General features: G+C 56.5%; 17 protein-coding genes. 6 read left to right on the top strand and 11 right to left on the bottom strand.

From position 1 onward, the window contains the following. Positions 1-197: 197 nt before the first annotated feature. From GRH90_RS08920 to GRH90_RS08895, 6 genes are all read right to left on the bottom strand, one after another. Entirely contained in the window at positions 198-422 is a 225-nt protein-coding gene (locus tag GRH90_RS08920) for a SymE family type I addiction module toxin (protein WP_162365592.1), read from the bottom strand. A gap of 888 nt (positions 423-1,310) precedes the next feature. After that, a complete protein-coding gene (gene gsiD, locus GRH90_RS08915; protein ID WP_162365591.1) occupies positions 1,311-2,216 on the bottom strand; it encodes a glutathione ABC transporter permease GsiD in 906 nt (301 codons plus the stop codon). Positions 2,217-2,225: 9 nt separating this feature from the next. Continuing rightward, positions 2,226-3,146 carry a glutathione ABC transporter permease GsiC gene (gene gsiC, locus GRH90_RS08910; protein ID WP_162365590.1) on the bottom strand — a complete coding sequence of 307 codons (921 nt, stop codon included), beginning with the start codon at positions 3,144-3,146 and terminating at the stop codon, positions 2,226-2,228. Between the two features lie 10 nt (positions 3,147-3,156). After that, a complete protein-coding gene (gsiB, locus tag GRH90_RS08905; protein WP_162365589.1) occupies positions 3,157-4,698 on the bottom strand; it encodes a glutathione ABC transporter substrate-binding protein GsiB in 1,542 nt (513 codons plus the stop codon). A gap of 28 nt (positions 4,699-4,726) precedes the next feature. Beyond that, positions 4,727-6,673, bottom strand: a complete 1,947-nt coding sequence (locus GRH90_RS26670) for a dipeptide ABC transporter ATP-binding protein (protein ID WP_246235959.1) — start codon at positions 6,671-6,673, stop codon at positions 4,727-4,729. Positions 6,674-6,732: 59 nt separating this feature from the next. Then, positions 6,733-7,686, bottom strand: a complete 954-nt coding sequence (locus GRH90_RS08895) for an isoaspartyl peptidase/L-asparaginase family protein (RefSeq protein WP_162365587.1) — start codon at positions 7,684-7,686, stop codon at positions 6,733-6,735. Positions 7,687-8,037: 351 nt separating this feature from the next. Here GRH90_RS08895 and moeA point away from each other — a divergent pair, with 351 nt between their 5' ends. Both moeA and moeB read left to right on the top strand, forming a co-directional pair. After that, positions 8,038-9,273: a molybdopterin molybdotransferase MoeA gene (moeA, locus tag GRH90_RS08890; RefSeq protein WP_162365586.1), complete on the top strand. Its 1,236-nt coding sequence runs from the start codon at positions 8,038-8,040 to the stop codon at positions 9,271-9,273. A 9-nt stretch (positions 9,274-9,282) separates the two neighbouring features. Next, complete coding sequence (gene moeB / locus GRH90_RS08885; protein ID WP_162365585.1) at positions 9,283-10,047, top strand: molybdopterin-synthase adenylyltransferase MoeB; 765 nt, start codon at positions 9,283-9,285, stop codon at positions 10,045-10,047. Positions 10,048-10,516: 469 nt separating this feature from the next. Here moeB and GRH90_RS08880 read toward each other — a convergent pair whose 3' ends face one another. The 3 genes from GRH90_RS08880 to ompX form a co-directional block, all read right to left on the bottom strand. Continuing rightward, complete coding sequence (locus tag GRH90_RS08880) at positions 10,517-10,936, bottom strand: hypothetical protein (RefSeq protein ID WP_162365584.1); 420 nt, start codon at positions 10,934-10,936, stop codon at positions 10,517-10,519. A 748-nt stretch (positions 10,937-11,684) separates the two neighbouring features. Further along, entirely contained in the window at positions 11,685-13,277 is a 1,593-nt protein-coding gene (locus GRH90_RS08875) for an ABC-F family ATPase (RefSeq protein ID WP_162365583.1), read from the bottom strand. Between the two features lie 634 nt (positions 13,278-13,911). Continuing rightward, positions 13,912-14,430: an outer membrane protein OmpX gene (gene ompX / locus GRH90_RS08870; RefSeq protein WP_162365582.1), complete on the bottom strand. Its 519-nt coding sequence runs from the start codon at positions 14,428-14,430 to the stop codon at positions 13,912-13,914. 699 nt (positions 14,431-15,129) lie between these two features. Here ompX and dps point away from each other — a divergent pair. The 4 genes from dps (at position 15,130) to GRH90_RS08850 (ending at position 17,228) form a co-directional block, all read left to right on the top strand. Then, entirely contained in the window at positions 15,130-15,636 is a 507-nt protein-coding gene (gene dps / locus GRH90_RS08865; RefSeq protein ID WP_162365668.1) for a DNA starvation/stationary phase protection protein Dps, read from the top strand. A gap of 126 nt (positions 15,637-15,762) precedes the next feature. Then, on the top strand, positions 15,763-16,029 hold the full coding sequence (locus GRH90_RS08860; RefSeq protein WP_162365581.1) for a DksA/TraR family C4-type zinc finger protein: 267 nt from the start codon (positions 15,763-15,765) through the stop codon (positions 16,027-16,029). 182 nt (positions 16,030-16,211) lie between these two features. Then, positions 16,212-16,853, top strand: a complete 642-nt coding sequence (locus GRH90_RS08855; protein ID WP_162365580.1) for a flavin reductase family protein — start codon at positions 16,212-16,214, stop codon at positions 16,851-16,853. A gap of 153 nt (positions 16,854-17,006) precedes the next feature. Then, on the top strand, positions 17,007-17,228 hold the full coding sequence (locus tag GRH90_RS08850; protein ID WP_162365579.1) for a hypothetical protein: 222 nt from the start codon (positions 17,007-17,009) through the stop codon (positions 17,226-17,228). A 19-nt stretch (positions 17,229-17,247) separates the two neighbouring features. Here the strand turns inward: GRH90_RS08850 and GRH90_RS08845 are convergent, their stop codons facing one another. Both GRH90_RS08845 and ybiB read right to left on the bottom strand, forming a co-directional pair. Next, positions 17,248-19,104, bottom strand: coding sequence for a M3 family metallopeptidase (locus GRH90_RS08845; protein ID WP_162365578.1), 1,857 nt, complete (start codon positions 19,102-19,104; stop codon positions 17,248-17,250). A gap of 90 nt (positions 19,105-19,194) precedes the next feature. Continuing rightward, positions 19,195-20,175, bottom strand: coding sequence for a DNA-binding protein YbiB (gene ybiB, locus GRH90_RS08840; protein WP_162365577.1), 981 nt, complete (start codon positions 20,173-20,175; stop codon positions 19,195-19,197). Between the last annotated feature and the right edge of the window lie 371 nt (positions 20,176-20,546).

Here is a 20,546-nt window from a genome sequence, read left to right as displayed (position 1 = left end):
ACGGCAGGCGGATTATGTAGCTCCGTGCCGTCAGCGCGCTTTATGCCGGAGCAAGGTCAACTACCTGCACCTGCATAATTTGAAATACCCCGCTATTGAATGAAAATAGCTTTTAAGATTAACTAAATCGCTGGATATTTATTATTAATAAGCGGGAGCTGAGCATGTCATTTATATGTACATTAATTTGAAGCTTATTAAACTAAAAGCTCCGCATTAATGATCAGTTGGCCGTTTTTAGCGGTAATGGTGACAGGCTGACCGGTGAAAAAACCGCAGTGATGCAGCCAATTGCCTTTGATATGCAACGCAGGCGGCGCGTTGCGTTTACCGCCGTTTGGAACGTAGCCCACAGTATAATAAAGGGTTTCAACTTTTGCTTGGGATGTAACGATTTCTGACTTACACTTCTTTTTAGCCATGGTAACTACCTTTCTCTAGTTGCTGGTGGTGAGCGGCGGTATAGAGCTTCAACTCTTGATCGCCGCGTTTGTTAGTATAGACTGATAAATCATAGAGCTTGCGCATAGTATCACTGGTAAATATCACTATAGTTATATTATATTGAATCAAATTTAAAATAGTAAAATTAGGAATGAAACAAGCAATTTCATGGTGCCCCTATATGATACTGGCAACGTTATGTTTATTTTTCCTCTACTGGTTAGTTTACCAGTGGATGAATAAAAAAGCGACAGAAAATAAAAAAATCAAGTTTTGTTTAACAAAATTATCATAAATAGAAATATCGCACTACGTATCGCGAATTTCAAATTCATTATTTATTTTTATTTATTATGTATAGATTGCAAAAAAAATAATGAACGTCAATCCCATAACGACAACTTGCATTATGCTAACCCACGATATGGCTCGTTACAGTTGCTTTTGTCAGTGACTGTAGCCTTCCGGCATTGGCATCTGCTTCCGGCATTGGCCGTTGATTTTGACGTTGACCTTGGACCGGCATCAAGCACGCTGACGGCACGGCTCACGGCCGGACGAGCCGCAGGGATGCGGCGAGAGCTAAGGCTCGCGCCGGGAGCGCGTGCCGTGCGGTCCATAGGGCGGGAGATGGGACGGAAGGCACCGCGCAGCGGCGCGCGATCTGCCGGGAGCCCGGGGGTCGAGGGGGCCGGGGCGACTGCAGGCCCCTCGTCGATTGCCCGCGCGGGGCAGCAAAATACACCGCCGCCCGCGGCAAGCGAACCCCTCTCCTCACCCACCAGCGCCGCAAGCGAAACCGCTCCTCACCCACATGCGCCACCACATGCGCCACCAGCGAACCCCTCGCCCAACGCCTATATTCCCTAATTCTTTAACTTCGGATCCAACGCATCCCTCAACCCATCCCCCAGCAAATTAAACGCCAGCACCGTCAAGAAAATCGCCAGGCTGGGGAAAATGGCAATATGCGGCGCCGTCACCATATCCGCCCGCGCCTCGTTCAGCATCGCCCCCCACTCAGGCGTCGGCGGCTGCGCGCCCAAGCCCAAGAACGACAGACTGGCGGCGGTAATAATCGACGTACCGATACGCATGGTAAAATACACCACGATGGAGGACATCGTCCCCGGCAGAATATGGCGCAGCAGGATGGTGCGATCGGAGGCGCCGATACTGCGCGCCGATTCGATATAGGTCTGGTGTTTGAGCACCAGCGTATTGCCGCGCACCAGCCTGGCAAACGCCGGAATACTGAAAATCGCCACGGCGATAATCACATTCGACATGCCGCTGCCCATGATCGCCACCACGGCAATGGCCAGCAAAATACCCGGGAACGCGAACAGCACGTCGCAGATCCGCATAATCAGCCGGTCCCACCAGCCTTCATAAAACCCGGCCACCAGGCCGAGCACCGTACCGATAAACATGCCGAGCAAGACGGAAAAAAAGCCCGCCGCCAGCGAAATACGCGTGCCCATCAGGATACGGCTGAAAATATCGCGCCCGAGTGAATCCACCCCCAGCCAATGCACCGCCGACGGCCCCTCGTTCAGGCGGTCATAATCAAAAAAGTTTTCCGCGTCAAACGGCGCCAGCCAGGGCGCCAACAGCGCGCTAATAATCAATAGCAGCACAAATATCCCGGCCGCCAGCGCCAGCGGCTGCTGTTTAAAGCGCCGCCAGAACTCGCTCCAGGGGGTACGCACGCGATGGGGGTTAAGCACCGGCATCGCCGCCAGGGCGGCGTTTCGTCGCCAGAATTTCATCGCGGGTCCTTACTGATACCGGATAGACGGATTGATTGCCGCATATAACATGTCCACCAGTAAATTAATAACGATAAACTCCAGTGAAAACAGCAGCACCTCGGCCTGGATCACCGGATAATCCCGCATCTCCACCGAATCCACCAATAAACGCCCGAGACCCGGCCAGTTAAATACCGCTTCCACCACAATCGAGCCGCCCAGCAGGAAACCAAACTGCAGGCCCATCATGGTCACGACCGGGATCATGGCGTTGCGCAGGCCGTGCTTGACCACCACCCAAAACTCATTCACCCCTTTGGCCCGGGCGGTGCGCATATAGTCTTCCTGCATCACCTCGACAAAGGAGGCGCGGGTAAAGCGCGCCATAATCGACGCCACCGCCGCGCCGAGGGTAATGGCCGGCAGGATATAGTGCTGCGGCGTGTCCGCCCCGACGGTGGGCAGCCAGCCCAGGCTAACGGAAAACACCTGCATCAGCAGCATGCCCAGCGCAAAGGCGGGGAAAGAAATCCCCGATACCGCCAGCGTCATGCCGATGCGGTCCGGCCACCGGTTACGCCATACCGCCGAAACAATGCCCAGCGCCATGCCTAAGATCACCGCCCATACCATGCTGGCGACGGTAAGCCAGAAGGTGGGCATAAACCGCGAGCTTATTTCGGTGCTGACCGGCCGTTTCGACACCAGCGATGTGCCGAAGTCACCGCGCACCGCATTGGATATAAAATGCATAAACTGCTGCGGCAAGGGCCGGTCCAGCCCCAGATCCTGGCGCACCAGCGCCACCACCGAGGCGTCGGCGTTCGGCCCCGCCGCCAGCCTGGCCGGATCGCCCGGCAGCAGGTGGACGAACAGGAACACCAGCACCGCGACGATCAGCAGGGTCGGGATCAGCCCCAATAAACGCTTGATAAAATAATTCAGCATAGCTGCCGGGTTATTTCATATCGGCGTGGCTGAATTCAAACGAACTGTCCGGCATCACGTAAAAACCGGACAGGTTCTTGCTGTGCGCGTACAACATTTTTTCCGTCAGCAGGAACACCCAGGGCGCATCGGCCCAGATTTTATCCTGCGCGTCTTTATACAACCGGGTTTTCTCGCCGCGGTCGGTGGTTTTCAGCGCATCGGTTAAATCTTTATCCACCTGCGGATTACTGTAATAGGCGGTGTTAAAGATAGCGGGCGGCGCGGACGTGCTGGCGAACAGCGGCGTCAGCGCCCAGTCGGCTTCGCCGGTGGACGCGGACCAGCCGGTATAGAACATACGCACGCCGGTTTCGTTCACGCCTTTGGCTTCCACCTGGGCGGCACGCTGGCCGGCATCCATGGCGGTAACGGTGGTTTTAATCCCCACCTGCGCCAGCTGCTGCTGGGTGAATTGCAGCGCCTTCTGGAAGGTGCTGGTATTGTGCGATGACCACAGGGTGGTGGTGAATCCGTCCGGATACCCGGCTTCCTTCAGCAGTTCGCGCGCCTTGGCGGGATCGTAGGGCCAGGGTTTATATTTTACCGCGTAATCGATGCCGGTGGGCAGCGGCCCCTGGGCGGGTACGGCATACCCGGCGTAGGCGACTTTGATCAGCGCGTCTTTATTAATGGCGTAGTTAATGGCCTGGCGTACCCTGACGTCATCAAACGGCTTTTGCGTTACATTCAGGCTGATATAGCGTTGCAGGATGGACGGTGCCGACACCAAATCCAGCTTATTGCTTTTCGCCAGCAGCGCGGCCTGTTCGTAGGGCACCGGGAAGGCAAAATTGGCCTCGCCGGTTTGCAGCATCGCCGCGCGGGTATTGTTATCCACCACCGGGCGCCAGGTGATGCTATCGAGCTTGGCGGCATCCTTTTGCCAGTAGCCGTCAAAACGCTTCACTTTGACGAAATCGGTCTGGTTCCACACCACAAATTCGTAAGGACCGGTGCCAACCGGATGGAAGCCGATTTCCTTGCCATATTTTTGCAGCGCCGTCGGGGAGATCATGGCCGCCGCGGGGTGGGACAGGTTATTGATAAACGGTGAGAACGGCGTTTTTAGGGTGATTTTGACCGTCAAGGGATCGACCGCTTCGGTCTTGTCGATCATTTTAAACAGATTGTAGCGCTTGAGGTGATTATCCGGATTGCTGGCGCGATCCAGGTTTACCTTGACCGCCTCGGCGTTGAAATCGGTGCCGTCCTGGAACTTCACGCCTTTATGCAGCTTAATGGTATAGGTCAGGCCGTCGGCGCTGGCCTGATAGCTCTCCGCCAGCACGTTAACCTGCTTCATATCCTTATCGAAACCAAACAATCCCTGGTAAAACGACTTGGCCACCGCCTGCGACAGGGTATCGTTGGCATCATAGGGATCGAGGCTGGTGAAGTTGGAACCCACCGCAATCACCGCATCCTTGGCCGCCCAGGCCGGCACCGACGCCAGCGCGCCCATTACCGCCGAGGCAATAAGCACATTCCGCTTAATAGTGTTTTTTATCATAACGTTGCATTCTCCATGAAAATCCCTGTCAGTAGGCGCCGCCGATCGGATGACGGGCAACATAATGCCCTTCCCCGACCTTAACCAACGGCGCAACGATTGGTTCATCACCCAGCGCCCTGACGGGGCTGGGAATTTCATCCACCAGTAAAGCATGTTCCGGCCGGCGGCGCGCGGGATCGGGAACGGGCACCGCCGACATTAATTTGCGGGTATAGGGATGCTGCGGGTTAGCGAAGACCTGGCGGCGAGGGCCGATCTCCACGATCTGCCCCAGGTACATCACCGCCACCCGATGGCTGACCCGCTCCACCACCGCCATATCGTGGGAAATAAATAAAAAGGCAATGCCGAATTCACGCTGCAAATCAAGCATCAGGTTAATAATCTGCGCCTGGATCGACACATCCAGCGCCGAGACCGCCTCATCGGCCACCACGACTTTGGGCTTAAGCGCCAGCGCCCTGGCGATACAGATGCGCTGCCGCTGGCCGCCGGAAAATTCATGGGGATAACGCTGGGCATGCTCGGGCAGCAGCCCTACCCGTTCCAGCACAGTCTCCACCCGACGCTGCGCCTCTTTACCCCGCGCCACGCCGTGCACCAGCAGCGGTTCCATAATCGAATAACCGACGGTCAGCCGGGGATCGAGCGACGCATAGGGATCCTGGAAAATAAACTGGATATCGCGGCGCAAACGCTGCAAATCGTGCCCCGCGAGCGTGGTAATCGATTGGCCGTTAAATATGATATCGCCGCTTTGGCTCTCCACCAGGCGCAGCAGCGAGCGTCCGGTGGTGGATTTGCCGCAGCCGGATTCGCCCACCAGCGCCAGGGTTTCGCCGGGATAGAGGGAAAAACTGACCTTTTCCACCGCATGCACCCGGCGCCGTACCCGGTTAAAGATGCCGCCGCGGATATCAAAGCCGGTAACCAGGTCTTTTACCTGTAAAATAGGCGCGGCCCGCGGCGGCACGGTATCCTGCGCGTTCGCGGCGTCAGGAACAGGGGACGCGCCGTTAGCTACCCCGTTACGCCAGGGCGCCGCCGCGTTGGCGGCTTCAGCCTGCCCGGGACTCTGGCTTGCGGCCTCGCCTGCCGCCGGCGCCCCGTCCTGTTTTTTCAGCAGCGGAAATTTGGCCGGGAAATCGCCGGCGGACATCGAGCCCAGCTTCGGCACCGCGGCCAGCAGAGCCTGGGTATAGCGGTGCCGGGGCCGGGCAAACAGCTCGTTGACCGGGGCCGACTCCACGTCGTTGCCCTGGTACATCACCAGCACCCGATCGGCCATCTCGGCCACCACACCCATATCATGGGTAATAAACATCACCCCCATCTGCATTTCACGCTGCAGGGTACGGATCAACTGCAGGATCTGCGCCTGGATGGTAACATCCAGGGCGGTGGTCGGCTCATCGGCAATCAGCAGCGCCGGTTTGCACGACAGCGCCATGGCGATCATCACCCGTTGGCGCATCCCGCCGGACAGCTGATGCGGATAGCGATCCAGCATGCTTCTGGCGGTGGGAATGCGTACCAGATCCAGCATGCGCAACGCCTCCTGCCGGGCGCTGCGGTGATCTTTGCCCTGGTGCAGGCGGATGGATTCGGCGATCTGCTCCCCCACCGGAAACACCGGATTAAGCGAGGTCATCGGTTCCTGGAAAATCATCGCCATATCGGCGCCACGCAGGGCGCGGAGCCGGGATTGACCGGCTTGCGCCAGATCGAGCACCTCGCCGTTGCGGCCTCGAAACAGCATGGCGCCGCTGTCCACCCGGCCGCCGCCCAGTTCCACCAGCCGCATGATAGATAACGCGGTGACCGACTTGCCGGAGCCGGACTCGCCGACGATCGCCAGGGTTTCGCCACGGTTGATATCAAATGAAATGCGCCGCACCGCCTCGATACGCCGGCCCTCATGGGAAAAATGCACGCTCAGGTCGCGTACCGCCAGCACCTGTTGCGCGGCCAATCCCGGTCCGCCGGCCGTGGCCGGGCCGGCCTTGCGATCTGGCGTCACCGGGCCCGCCATCAGCGGTAAATACCGATATCGGGGGTGGCGCCGACATACCCGACGCCACGGTACATGCCTTCACTGTTAAACGGCAGCGCCACGTTGCCGGCGGCGTCCACCGCAATCAGGCCGCCGGAGCCGCCAAGGGCCGGCACTTTGTCAAAAATCACCCGGTCGGCGGCATCCTGGAGCGACAGCCCGCCGTAGGCCATGCGGGCGCTGACGTCGTAGGCGGCCACGCCGCGGATAAACACTTCGCCGCTGCCGGTACAGGATACCGCGGCGGTGGCGTTATCGGCATAACACCCGGCGCCGATAATCGGCGAATCCCCTACCCGGCCGACCTGCTTGTTGGTCATGCCGCCGGTGGAGGTGGCCGCCGCAAGATGGCCATATTGGTCGCAGGCCACCGCGCCGACGGTGCCGAATTTACGGTCCGGATCCAGGGGATCGCCGCCGGACGGGGCATCGTGATCGAGAATGGCGCCGGCGTCAGCGGCCAGGGCGCGCTGCAGTTGCGCGTAGCGTTCGGCGGTGTAATAGAATTCCGGCTCTACCCGCTCCAGTCCCCGGCCAAAGGCGAAGGCTTCCGCGCCAGGTCCCGCGAACATCACGTGCGGGCTGTGCTCCATCACCGCGCGGGCGGCAAGGATAGGATTGCGGATATGGGTCACGCCGCAGACGGCGCCGGCGCCGAGGGTAGTGCCGTCCATGATGCTGGCATCCAGCTCATGCTGGCCCTGATGGGTAAAGACCGCGCCTTTGCCGGCGTTGAACAGCGGGCACTCCTCCAGCAGGCGCACCGCTTCGGTCACCGCCTCAAGGGCGCTGCCGCCCGCCGCCAGGATCGCCTGTCCGCGTTCGACGATACCGGCCAGGGCCTGGTTATAGTACTGCTCTTTTTCCGCGCTCATGGCCTGGCGCGCAATGGCGCCGGCACCGCCATGGATGACTATCACTGCTCTGCTCATCAAATAACGTACCCTGTAAATCTATGGTCAAGGGATGGGGCGCCTGCCGGTAAAACAGCGAAGTACCCGGACATACTTTAGTTATTAATTAAATAAATGTGACATAGAACAATTTAGTTATTATTTTTGACTATATTAACCCAGCCCGCCAGTGTAAAGCGGAAATGCAACTATTGATTGCATCAACGATATTGTTCTTCCGTAAGTGATAAACCTCGCTAAAGCTTAGCTAAAAAGCGGCAATACCCACCCCACGCGCGCATACTCCCCCCGCGTATTTTCTGACATAATAAGCCAGGCATTTCTGCCCTTCCGGCCGCCGTTTTAACGGCCGACGTTACAGGAGTTGATATGGCATCGTTAAATTCGTCCCTGCTTACGCTTGAACAGGCGCTGGAAAAAATGCGCTCCCGGGTCAGCCCGCTCGAAGCAAGCGAAACCCTGGCGCTGACCGACGCCGCCGGGCGGGTGACCGCCGCGGCGGTGATTTCACCGGTAAACGTGCCCCCGTTTGATAACTCCGCCATGGACGGTTATGCGGTGCGCCTGGCTGATTTAACCGCCGGGACGCCGTTGCCGGTGGCCGGTAAATCCTTTGCCGGCCGTCCATTCGCCGGTGACTGGCCGCGCGGTAGCGTACTACGCATCATGACCGGCGCTGCCGTACCCGCCGGGGCCGAGGCGGTGATCATGCAGGAACAGGCTGAACCGGTTGGGGATAGCGTGCGTTTTACCGCCCCGGTGAAACCGGGGCAGAATATCCGCCGCATCGGTGACGATATCCGCCGGGGGGATCAGGTGCTGTCGGCCGGTTGCGCGTTGGGCGTGGCCGAACTGCCGCTGCTGGCGTCGCTGGGCATAACCGACGTCAGCGTAAAACGCCGGCTGCGGGTAGCGCTATTTTCCACCGGCGACGAGCTGCAGCCCATCGGCGCGCCCCTTGCCGACGGGCAAATCCACGACACCAATCGTTTTGCCGTGCGCCTGATGCTGCGCCGGCTGAACTGCGAGGTTATCGACCTGGGCATTATCGCCGATGACGCCCAGGCCCTGCGCGCCGCGTTCCGCCAGGCGGACAGCCAGGCGGATTTGGTGATTACCAGCGGCGGCGTCTCGGTGGGTGAAGCCGATTATACCAAAACCATCCTTGAGGAACTGGGTGAAATCGCCTTTTGGCGACTGGCGATGAAACCCGGCAAGCCCTTTGCCTTCGGCCGGCTTGATCACGCCTGGTTCTGCGGCCTGCCGGGCAATCCGGTGTCGGCGGCGGTGACATTTTATCAACTGGTGCAGCCGCTGATAGCGCGGCTCAGCGGCCGCATTCACTGGCAATTACCCGCCCGGCTGCGTGCCAGGACACTGACGCCGTTGAAAAAAACGCCCGGCCGGATGGATTTCCAGCGCGGCGTTTTCCATACCTCGCCGCGGGGCGATATCGAGGTGGGCAGCACCGGCCCGCAGGGTTCCCATGTGTTCAGCTCCTTTAGCGCCGCCAACTGCTTTATCGTGTTGCCGGCCGAACAGGGTGCGGTGGCCGTGGGGGAATGGGTGGATATCGAGCCCTTTAATTATGTGTTGCAATCATAAGGCCAGGCCGTGGCGGACGAATTGACTCATCAGGAAATGCTGCGCTACAACCGGCAAATCACGCTGCGCGGCTTCGATTTTGACGGCCAGGAAAAGCTGAAAAGCGCGGGCGCGCTGGTGGTAGGCGTGGGCGGGCTTGGTTGCGCCGCGGCGCTGTATCTCGCCGCCGCCGGCGTCGGCCGCCTTACCCTGCTGGATTTTGATACCGTGGCGCTGTCCAATCTGCAGCGGCAGATCCTGCACAACGATCGGCGCATCGGCATGGCAAAAGTCGATTCCGCCGCCGAGGCCTTGGCGTCGGTCAATCCCCATGTCGCCATCGCCACGCGCAACGCCTCCCTTGACGACGAGGCGCTGGCGGCGCTGATGGCGCGGCATGGCGTGGTAGTGGACTGTACCGATAACCTGGCGACCCGCGAACAGCTTAACCGGTTGTGTTTTGCCCAAAAGATGCCGCTGGTGTCCGGCGCGGCCATCCGTATGGAAGGGCAAATCAGCGTGTTTACCTACCGGCCCGGCGAGCCATGCTATCGCTGCCTGAGCCAGTTGTTCGGCGCCGAGGGCCTCACCTGCGCGGAGTCAGGCGTGATGGCGCCCCTGGTGGGCATTATCGGCTCGTTGCAGGCCATGGAGGCAATCAAGCTGCTGACGGGGTTTGGCCAGGCGCCCGTGGGCCGGCTGGTCACCTATGACGCCATGACCCTGCAGTTTCGGGAGATGCTATTGCCGCGGGATCCTCATTGCAAAGTATGCGGAACGGCGGCGCCCGGGTGACGGGCGCACCTGCGGCGGTATTGCCGGGGGCGCTGATACGCTGCGAGAAGATTCTTTTGCCAGCGGCGGCGTTCTTTGACGCCTGGTGCCGGCAAGCGATGACAGGACCAGCTGGCCCGGCCCTCTCGACTATCGGTCTTCTAACGGGCCATACGCCGCTGCGCGGAACCCATGGTCACAACCAGCAAAAACGATCTCCATGCGCGCACCCTGCCATGGCGAATCCGGGATGAGCGGGATATGCCATTAAAAACGGGGCGATACATTACAAGGACCTCAAGTAGCGTATCGCTTCATCAACGGTCCCATGCGCAAGACAAGCTAGCGAACGCTATCCTTCGAGCATCTTCATGCCAGTTATCAAGGTCATTATAATTATTATCAACAGGGGGCACATGCTAAGCGAAGTAGCTTTTTATACGGCATTGCTCAAAAAAACCAAGCAATTCTTTGGCTCTGGTATCCTTGCCTATGATAAGTTTCTACTGTCCCATTTACGCATTTTCTCATTCCAATGTTCTGCATACTCATGGGCGGGACAATAGATTTTTGCCCGAGGATCGATAATAAAATCATTTTGATGCCATGCCTTACGTGTATTATCAGGCATAGGTTTTTTAGGAGGATAATTTTTAAATATAAGTACATCGTGCGAAAATGCGCGTTTATCATTGTTATCCGTCATTGATAGCACATCTATATAAAAATCACGCGATAGTAATTGCCTAAACATTGGGTCCAGTAAATAGTACCCCACCGCGCATTGGTGAGTGCAATTTACAATAGCAACACTGCGGTTTTCCCAAAGTAATCGACCCCAATTGCGGAATGCCTCACGAGAAGTGTGATTTTTATCGTAAGCTTCGATGTATTTTTTATCATTATTCATTGCCGGACACATTACATTGAAACTTTGCCCTTTACGCAACCTGGAGTTAACTTGGGAATATAATTTCAGCTTTTTTTCAATGATGTTGGCGTCATCGCGTCCTTAATGCTTATTATCTGATTTGGCTTTGAATTCGCTACGGATAGTCTTTATGAAATCCTTTGCAATCACCGGAAAATTTATTGATCTCTTATTAACCGCATCGAAATATTCTTTTTCAAAAATATTTATTTTTTCTAATTCCGTTCTTTCTTCACTCAAAAATAATAGCTCGATGGCATTTTTTAACCGGTTATTATTTACGGTGTCCGTGTCCTTTTTTTTGTGATGGAAGGCGCTATAGCTAGCGACAGGTTCTCAACGCTATTACAGTGCAATTTGTTTCCACTAACACAATTAGAGCTATTAATAAATTCATTCTGCTTTCCGCGTTGAACACAAATATCGGGCAGTGAACCTGTATTCCTTAACATATTTAGTTTCCATTAATTTAAATAATAAGACACAGGATGAATACGAACATAAAACTACAATTACATGAATAATTCAGCATTCTAAAATGGCTGAGTGGCAATGGCGAGCATAACAAAATAATACTCCGCGTATAGTGCCTGGCCTAAAAAAACTTATCACCGCTGATAAGCAGGCGACGGTGTCGAAAACATATCCTGGCGGAATATCTGCGGACCAGAGATAAAGCGGCTCCGCATAGGCGGGGCCGCAATGGATAGGCTAGGGGGAGACTCGCTTAATTCAACCCCTGGCTGCGCAGGTAATCCTCATAATTACCGCTGAAATCGATCGCTTTTTCCGGCGTCAGCTCTAGGATGCGCGTCGCCAGCGAGCTGACGAATTCACGGTCATGGGAGACAAATATCAGCGTCCCCTGGTAAAGTTCCAGCGCCGAGTTCAGCGACTCGATGGATTCCATATCCAAATGGTTGGTCGGTTCGTCCATCAGCAGGATATTGGGTTTTTCCATCATCAGCTTGCCGAACATCATGCGGCCTTTTTCACCACCGGATAACACGCTGACCGGTTTGTTGATATCGTCCTGGCTGAACAGCAAGCGGCCGAGGATGCTGCGCACCGCCTGCTCGTCGTCGCTGGGCTGCTTCCACCGGCTCATCCAGTCGAACACGTTAATATTTTCGGTAAACTCACTGGAATGATCCTGCGCGTAATAGCCGATGCTGACGTTTTCCGACCATTTGATGGTGCCGCCGACCGGCGGCAGCTCGCCCACCAGGCTTTTCAGCAGGGTGGTTTTACCGATGCCGTTGGGGCCTAGCACCGCCATCTTCTCGCCCACTTCCAGCATCAGGTTCATTTTGCCGATCAACGGCTGGCCGTCATAACCCTGGGTCAGCTGCTGCACTTCCAGGGCGTTGCGGAAGAGTTTTTTACCCTGCTCAAAACGGATAAACGGATTCTGCCGGCTGGAGACCTTAACCTCGTCCAGCTTGATTTTTTCGATCTGGCGGGCGCGGGAAGTGGCCTGGCGCGATTTGGACGCATTGGCGCTAAAGCGGCTGACAAAAGATTGCAGCTCGGCAATCTGCGCCTTTTTCTTGGCGTTGCCGGACATCAGCTGTTCACGCGCCTGGGTGGAGGCGGTCATATAATCGTCGTAATTACCGGGATAGATGCGCAGCTCGCCGTAATCCAGATCCGCCATATGGGTACAGACCATATTCAGGAAATGCCGGTCATGGGAAATAATGACCATGGTGCTGTTACGCTCGTTCAATACCTGCTCCAGCCAGCGGATGGTATTGATATCCAGGTTATTGGTCGGTTCGTCCAGCAACAGGATATCCGGATTGGCGAACAACGCCTGCGCCAGCAGCACGCGCAGTTTCCAGCCCGGCGCCACTTCGCTCATCGGGCCGTAATGCTGCTCCAGGGGAATACCGACGCCCAGCAGAAGTTCACCGGCGCGCGCTTCGGCGGTATAACCGTCCATTTCGCCATACAGCACTTCCAGATCGGCGACCCGGTAGCCCTGCTGCTCGCTCATTTCGGCCATGGCGTAAATGCCGTCGCGCTCTTCTTTCACCGCCCACAGCTCGGCGTGGCCCATGATGACGGTATCAAGTACCGTATAGTGTTCAAACGCGAACTGATCCTGGCGCAGCTTGCCCAGGCGTTCGTTGGGATCCAGGCTGACATGGCCGCCGCTGGGCACCAGATCGTCCCCGAGGATTTTCATCAGGGTGGATTTGCCGCAGCCGTTGGCGCCAATCAGGCCGTAGCGATTGCCGCCGCCAAATTTAACGGAAATATTTTCAAATAGCGGTTTGCTACCGAATTGCATGGTGATGTTGTTACAGATTAGCAAAAGGAGATACTCTTCATTAAAAACGTGACATTACCCACATTATGCCACACTCCGCTGTTAGATTGCTCTCTCTGTATGCGAACACTTTGCCGCCATCGCCCAGCGCGATCCGGCCCGGACCGGATGAGCCAGCTTTGGCGCGGCGTCGCATGCCTTATACCGCGCCTCCCCGCCCGACATCCGCCGGCGCGGTCGTATCGCGCCCCGGCCTGCGATGGCCACCCGCTGTGGTTGGTATTGCCACCGTTTCAGACGCAGTTGCCAGCACTATTTCTTAGGGTTCTTTTAATATGTTGTCATATTAACTTCACTAACAAATATCAGCGTTGTCATATTCAACATGTATAAACAATATATTCGACGGATAAGGCGTGCGCCTGCATGATATGGGCGAACGCACATGGCCAGATCCAGTAAAATAACGGCAGCAATTATACATAAGCCGGGTCTGCCGGGGTGAGTATAAAGAGGGAAATATAACAGGGATGTGGTATAAAATGAAATTTTGTAATGACGTAACAGCGTTATGCCCGGGAATAAAAAAAGCATGGCTGAAAGGATCGGCCATGCTTATCATCTTACCGCCGGGAGTCGTTAACCGGAAAACCGGTGACGCCCGACCGCGGAAAGAAAATTAGAAGCGGTAACCAACACCGGCAATCCAGGTGCCGACGTCGACGCTGCGGATACGGCTTTGTTCATAGGAAACGTCAAGCGCGACATTTTCCATAGGGTTGAACTGCAGGCCTGCGCCGTAAGCTACGCCTACATCGCTAAAGCCGTTGTTGTCGCCGCCGCGTTGGTCGTTATTGGTGGTTTTGCCCACGCCCATGCCGACTACGCCATAGACGCTGGCCCAATCGTTAATACGGTATGCCGGACCGGCGGTGATGCCGTAGTATTGGCCTTTCTGGTAAAAACCGTCCTGGGACTGGTTTTTCTCCAGATAGGTAAAGGAGCTGATCATGCTCCAAGGCGCGCTTTCGTCCATTTCGTAACGGTACTTCAGGTTAAAACCGGAAGCCTTGTTGATGACGCCCTGCATATCACCTTGGGCATAACCCGCGGTAACGGTGCTTTCGCCCGCCGTTGCCGAACCCGCCGCTACTGCCAATACACAAGCTAACGCTGAAAGACATGCAATTTTGTTCATAACCACCTCAAATGTGAATTTACGTCCTAACCATGAAAATATAACAAAAAGTAGCACGAAACTCTGCTTAATAAATGTTGTCCAAGTAAACGTATGGTGTAACATAAGTTTTCAAAGCGTTCTATCCTATTCATTTTACTTATGTTTTGGGCTATGGCTCACAAATTCACCTTTACGTATCCTTACAACATATCCAGATTAATCCGAACGGAATGACTAAAAAATAGTCCGCCATTGCACTTTACGCTTGATTTTTTTTCATGGGGTCATGCCGCCGTTCTCATATTTTTCGTTCATAAAAACCGCCGTTGCTATTTAATTATGTTATTACGCTGCTAGATCGCCCAAAATAGGAACATTAAATGCGTCCCTTTTTGTTGCCGCTGCGCTTGTTTTTTTACTTTGCGCCGCCCCGGGGCACTGTGTTGAACCATTTAATTTTTGCTATAATAATTATTAGAGGCATTTGTTTAAATGAAAACCATTTGTATTACCGACTCGTAACAACCTGCTGCGTTGTGAAAAAGTCAAGGTTACAGTGGCTGGTGCCTTTTATCCTGATAAGCTGTTTAATGCGTTCAGCGGTGGCGACACTGAAAGGTATCGGCGATATGAGTGATAGGATGCAGGATTGCCAAACGCTGTTATACTTTATGCCTGAACGAAATTAATAATGATCAATTAAGAGGATGATTAATGATGAGTACCGCTAAACTGGTTAAAACGAAATCTTCCGAACTAATTTATACGCGTAACAATCTGGAAGAATCTGTCAAGATTTCCAGTATCGCGCTGCTTAACCGCCTGGTGATCGAGTATGTCGATCTGGCGCTGATCACCAAGCAAGCGCATTGGAACATGCGTGGCGCCAATTTTATCGCGGTGCATGAAATGCTCGACGGCTTCCGTACCGTCATTCAGGATCATCAGGATACGATTGCCGAACGTGTGGTTCAGTTAGGCGGCGTGGCGCTCGGTACCGTACAGGTCACCAATGACAAGACCCCGCTGACCAGCTATCCGACCAATATCCATAGCGTTCAGGATCACCTGAAGGCCCTGGCCGATCGTTATGGCGTGGTGGCGAACGACACCCGTAAGGCGATTTCCGAAGCGGAAGACGATGAAGACACCGCCGATATCTTCACCGCGGCGTCCCGCGACCTGGATAAATTCCTGTGGTTTATCGAATCTAATATCGAATAAATCCTATCCTTAACCGGCACGCGCACGCGCGATGCCGGTTAATCAGGGAAATACATAAAAGCTGGCAGCGCAGGTTGCCGGCTTTTTGCTTTTTTTCACGCAGGCTTAACGGATGGGGCAAAGCTTATGGCTAGCGGCTGGGCGCCGGAAGGCGCGGTGCAGGAACAGATAGACTCCACCATCAATGACGCGGTGGAGCGGGCGCGGCAGTCCCTGCTCACAGGGGAAAGCGCGCATCATTGCCAGGAGTGCGGCGAACCGATTCCCGAGGCGCGGCGCCTGGCGCTGCCCGGCGTGCGGTTGTGCGTGAAGTGCCAATCAGAGCGCGACAAAAAGCAGCAGGCCCACAGCGGCTACAACCGTCGGGGAAGCAAAGACAGCCAGTTGCGCTGATGCGCCCGCCGTATCATAATCCTGAAACGCCGGCCCGCCGATGGCCGCCGGCGGCCACTATTCGCCACCGCGGCACCTCGCCGTTTCAACGACGATACGGCGCCTGCCCTGCGCGGGGGGACGCCGATGCCCGCCGGCATAAATGTCCGAGTTGTTGGAAAAACCCTGTTGCTGGAGAATCCATGAGTTCATCTTCCATGCATTTTTACGAACCGCGCCACGGGCACGGCCTGTCTCACGATCCGTTTAACGCCATCATCGGTCCCCGCCCCATAGGCTGGATTGCCTCGGTCAATACACGGGGGCAGCGCAACCTGGCGCCTTATAGTTTTTTCAACGGTTTTAACTACCATCCGCCGATTGTGGGTTTTTGCAGCGTCGGCTGGAAGGATAGCGTGGCCAATATCAGCGCCACCGGTGAGTTTGTCTGGAACCTGGCGACCCGTGAACTGGCGGACGCGATGAATAATAGCTCCGCCTCGCTGCCCGCGGGCCAGGACGAATTCGGTTTTGCCGGCCTGACGCCCGTACTGGGAGAGCGGGTGGCGGCGCACCGCGTGGCCGAAAGTCCGGTAAATTTTGAATGTAAGTTAACCCAATGCATCCAGCTGCAGGATGCGCAGGGCGGGTTAATTGAGAGCTGGCTGGTGTTGGGTGAAGTGGTGGCGGTGCATATTGATAAAAAATTGCTTAACGACCAGGGCGTTTATCAAACCGCCGCCGCCCATCCCATACTGCGCGCCGGCGGCCCCAGCGCCTACTACGGTATTTCTGACGAGCAGCGCTTTGACATGGTGCGCCCGGACGATCGAAACCCGCGTTAGGGCCGGATCCGGGCACCCGTAACCGCGTAAGGACATGTTTGTTTACGATTCATCAAATTTTCCGAGGTACTTTATCAATAATCACGGCGGTAAAATCCATTTATCAAGCGTATCATAAGCATTCGATATGATATTATTTACAGCGTGATTATTATGAAGCACATGATTATAGCCAGTTCCCTGTTGATCTTGAGCGCCGCGGCCTACGCGCTGCCCGGCTATCGGACAGGCGACATGCCGCGTAACCCGCGCGCCGATAGCGCCTGTATCAGCAAAACCACCGCCAGTACCGCCGGCAACTGCCCGCGCCAGGTTTTTTCACCCGAGAAGAACCAGGCCATTGAAGGCTACAGCCCGGTTTACCATAAAGATTGATATCCCCCGGCTTTCCCGCTTATTGATATTCCCGACGAATCGCCGCGGCAAACTCCCGGCACATCTGGGCATCGCCATGCTCATTGGATGCCAGCACCCGCTCGCCGTCGATAATGGTGATGGCGGCGTCCAGATCAAAATCGGCGGCGGGCCGCGCCCGCGCCTGCCCCTGCTGCATACTGTCCTGCGCCTGTCGCCAGGCCTGTTCCACCGTCTGGTTACAGGCCGCCGCCAGGTAGAGGGGATTAAACCCTTCCCCGGTCAGGCTGCGGAGCGTGTCGTCATGGGTAACGCTATTGCCCGGCAGCCAGTAATGGGTGGCCAAATCCGGCCCGATGGCCGGGTTATCGGCCAGATAGCCGTCGCGCTTAAGGAAAAACCGGCGAGTCTGTTCCACCGCCATCAGCGCCAGCAGATACCCCTGATAGGAGCAGGCGGATTCCTGCGATAGCAGATGCGGAATGGCGATCGTCGGCCGTGGGCTGCCCTCAATTCCCAGGATGCGTTGTTCGGTTTCCCGCGCCAGCCGGGTAATGGCTTCCGGCGTCAGCCGCTCATCCTCCCATTGATACAATGCCCATTCAAAGTAGGGCACCAGCAGGATATGGCGCTCGTTGAAGGCGCGCATGGGCTGGCGCGCGGCGATGCACGCCCGGATCAGCTCATCCGGCGGAGGCTCGCCGTTGCCGTTTAGCGCATAGCGTTTCAGCCAGTCGGCGTCGTCCAGCAGGCTGTCGCAAAACATGGACTGCGTTTCGGCATACGCCATGGAGGTGGGCGGGAATTCCTGGGAGAAACAGGGGGCATTCTGGCGGATATTGGCAAAATGCGCCGCGTGTCCTCCCTCGTGAAACAGCGTATTGATGCCGTTGATGCCGCTGCCGACCTGGTCCGGTTTGGCCAGGCTGGTAAAGTTGATGCGCGCCGGGATCCATTCGCCCTGTTGCCAGAACGGCGGCACCGGCCCGTGCATAAAGCCGTTTTCGTACTTATCCTTGCGCACCAGCAGGTCAAGCTGCATCCGCGCGCCGTTGAAACCGATATGCAGGCGTTTAAAACTGTCCACCCAGCGGCCCAGGGATTCGGCAAACGGCAGGTAGGGATCCATCTGGCGGGTGACGTCGCCGGCGGTCTGATAGCGGATATTCCAGGGTTTGAGCGCTTCCTGGCCCTTTTCCGCCGCAAGCTGCCGCAGGCTGCGCAAGTTGCCCTCCCGCGTCTCCCGCTCAAAACGATCCAGAATGGCGAACAGCTGTTCCGGCGTCATCCGCTCGGTTTTATTAACCTTGTAATCGAAATAATTGCGATACCCCATTTGGCGGGCAAAACGGTTGCGCAGGCGTACCAGGGTCGGGAAGCCATTGTGCAGCAGCCACTGCTCCAGCTCGCGCAGGGCCAGCTGCGAGCTTTGACGCGCGGACTCATCGGCGTTGTTGGCCTGGTTGGTCATCAGTTCGCCCAGGGACGCCGGCACCCGTTCGCCCTTATCGTTAATATGGGCCAGCGTCAGGGTTTTGCGCCGGGCATAGAGGCTATTTTCCCCGGCGATAATGTCATCCATCAGGCTCTGCGCCCGGGCATCTTCGATCACGTTGCAGTCAAAAAAACGCGCCCAGCCGCGCAGGCCGTGCAGGGTGTCGTCACGCTCGCGGTTTTGCGGCGACTGTTCCAGCGCGGCAATATGCCGCCGAATCTCCCCCGGGCGCGCCGGTGCCGCGATAAACCGTTTATAGGCCTGTTCCGCGGCGGCAAAACGGTCCGAGACATCATCACCGCCCATCGCCATATAATTTTGCCAGAACAGATCTTCCTTGGCCCGGTGCACCGCCAGGTAATCGCGGTTCAGCGCGTTAAAATACTCCACTGCCTGTTGCATATCGTTTCCCTATTAAATTCGTTTCATCGACCGTAACCCCGGCCAACGGCGCAAGGCGCTTGCCGTCGCCATGCCCCCGGCTGCCCGCGATCAGCCGTGGGGAATAATCCGATCGACCGTGGCCAGCGCCTGGGCAAGGGCGGAAGATTGGCCGGTGGCCAGCAGGATGGCAGCCAGCTGTAGCCGGATAGCCTCCGGCAGGGCAAACTCTCCCCGCAGGCAGGATTCAGTCCAGCGCGCGGTGGTCAAGGCATCGCGCGCGTCCGGCAGTTTTTCCAGCGCCGGCAAAGCATGCGCCAGTGGGTCGAGCAACAGTTGTTGCCGCCCCTGGTGCAAAGCATAGATTTTCGCCAGACGCTGCGGATTGGCGTAGGTTTCACCCTCGGTGCCGTTCATCAGCAGGCCGCTGCTGTTGATAGCGTTGAAAAAAGCGGCTATACGGGTGATGTATTCCGGATGCGACACGCTGCACAGGCGCCAGTGCAGGTGATGATGGAACGGCGTCGCCAGCTTGGCCAACGTATGGGCGCTGTTGCGCACGCCCATTCGCCAGCGCAGCTTCAACTGGGCATCGAGCGCCGGACACAGGCGGTGCACCGGGATAAACACCGGCTCGCGTCCCAGCACCAGCGCGCTTTGCGCCGCAAGCGCGGAATCATGCCACGCCACGCCTAATTCACGGAGAATTTCCGCGCTGGTCACCCGGCCCGGATCATCGGTAACGCCGTGCACCACCACCGGAAAACCGAGACGTGTGAGCGCCATCGCCAGCAACGGCGTCAGGTTGGCCTGCTTGCGGGCGCCGTTATAGCTGGGGATAACCACCGGCGGCGGCATCCCGGCCGGCGCCTGCAGCGCCATGACCTGCTCCTGCATGGCCTCATAGAATCCCAGCATCTCTTCTTCGGCCTCGCCTTTGATGCGAAAGGCAATCAATAGCCCGCCAAGCTCAAGCTCCGGCACGTCTCCTGCCAGCATGGCGCGATAGAGGATGCCGGCCGTCTGCCGATCCAGATCGCGGGCATGGTTTTTGCCCCGTCCGACCTCTTTAATAACCTTGCTGTAATCCATAACCGACCGTTTCCACTAGCCATGAAAAGTTAAACACCCGCCCTCCGCCGCCGCCGCGGGGATTCATCTATCCACAATACCTTTCATTAATGCGCTAATAAAGTGCTGCAACTCATCCTGGTAAAATGCGGCGCCGGCAGCGAGGGGCAAATGCCCGGCCGCGGACCTCGATAGCCGGGTTTAACGTCAGCGTCCCTTGTCGACGACATCACCCCGCGCGGTTTGTATGCAACAGCATCTCTTTTCCTCACAAACCTAGAGAATAGGATCCAATAAAAACAGCAAAAAATTTTATATTCTTTACAGAATCTTAATTAAAACGGCCAAAAAGAATAATTATCATAGCCGGACTTGTAGATAACGCTCAACCG

It is taken from the genome of Acerihabitans arboris (assembly GCF_010131535.1).
GTDB lineage: Bacteria > Pseudomonadota > Gammaproteobacteria > Enterobacterales > Enterobacteriaceae > Acerihabitans > Acerihabitans arboris.
Note: the sequence above shows the minus strand (reverse complement) of the source record. Positions and strands in the feature narration are given on the sequence as shown.

Excerpts from the sequence above, each read along its gene's own strand:
- gsiD (WP_162365591.1), bottom strand. The coding sequence starts at position 2,216 with ATGAAATTCTGGCGACGAAACGCCGCCCTGGCGGCGATGCCGGTGCTT.
- ompX (WP_162365582.1), bottom strand. The coding sequence starts at position 14,430 with ATGAACAAAATTGCATGTCTTTCAGCGTTAGCTTGTGTATTGGCAGTA.
- gsiB (WP_162365589.1), bottom strand. The coding sequence starts at position 4,698 with ATGATAAAAAACACTATTAAGCGGAATGTGCTTATTGCCTCGGCGGTA.
- gsiC (WP_162365590.1), bottom strand. The coding sequence starts at position 3,146 with ATGCTGAATTATTTTATCAAGCGTTTATTGGGGCTGATCCCGACCCTG.
- GRH90_RS08880 (WP_162365584.1), bottom strand. The coding sequence starts at position 10,936 with ATGAATAATGATAAAAAATACATCGAAGCTTACGATAAAAATCACACT.
- GRH90_RS08860 (WP_162365581.1), top strand. The coding sequence starts at position 15,763 with ATGGCTAGCGGCTGGGCGCCGGAAGGCGCGGTGCAGGAACAGATAGAC.
- ybiB (WP_162365577.1), bottom strand. The coding sequence starts at position 20,175 with ATGGATTACAGCAAGGTTATTAAAGAGGTCGGACGGGGCAAAAACCAT.
- GRH90_RS08845 (WP_162365578.1), bottom strand. The coding sequence starts at position 19,104 with ATGCAACAGGCAGTGGAGTATTTTAACGCGCTGAACCGCGATTACCTG.
- GRH90_RS08850 (WP_162365579.1), top strand. The coding sequence starts at position 17,007 with ATGAAGCACATGATTATAGCCAGTTCCCTGTTGATCTTGAGCGCCGCG.
- GRH90_RS08855 (WP_162365580.1), top strand. The coding sequence starts at position 16,212 with ATGAGTTCATCTTCCATGCATTTTTACGAACCGCGCCACGGGCACGGC.
- moeA (WP_162365586.1), top strand. The coding sequence starts at position 8,038 with ATGGCATCGTTAAATTCGTCCCTGCTTACGCTTGAACAGGCGCTGGAA.
- dps (WP_162365668.1), top strand. The coding sequence starts at position 15,130 with ATGAGTACCGCTAAACTGGTTAAAACGAAATCTTCCGAACTAATTTAT.
- GRH90_RS08895 (WP_162365587.1), bottom strand. The coding sequence starts at position 7,686 with ATGAGCAGAGCAGTGATAGTCATCCATGGCGGTGCCGGCGCCATTGCG.
- GRH90_RS08920 (WP_162365592.1), bottom strand. The coding sequence starts at position 422 with ATGGCTAAAAAGAAGTGTAAGTCAGAAATCGTTACATCCCAAGCAAAA.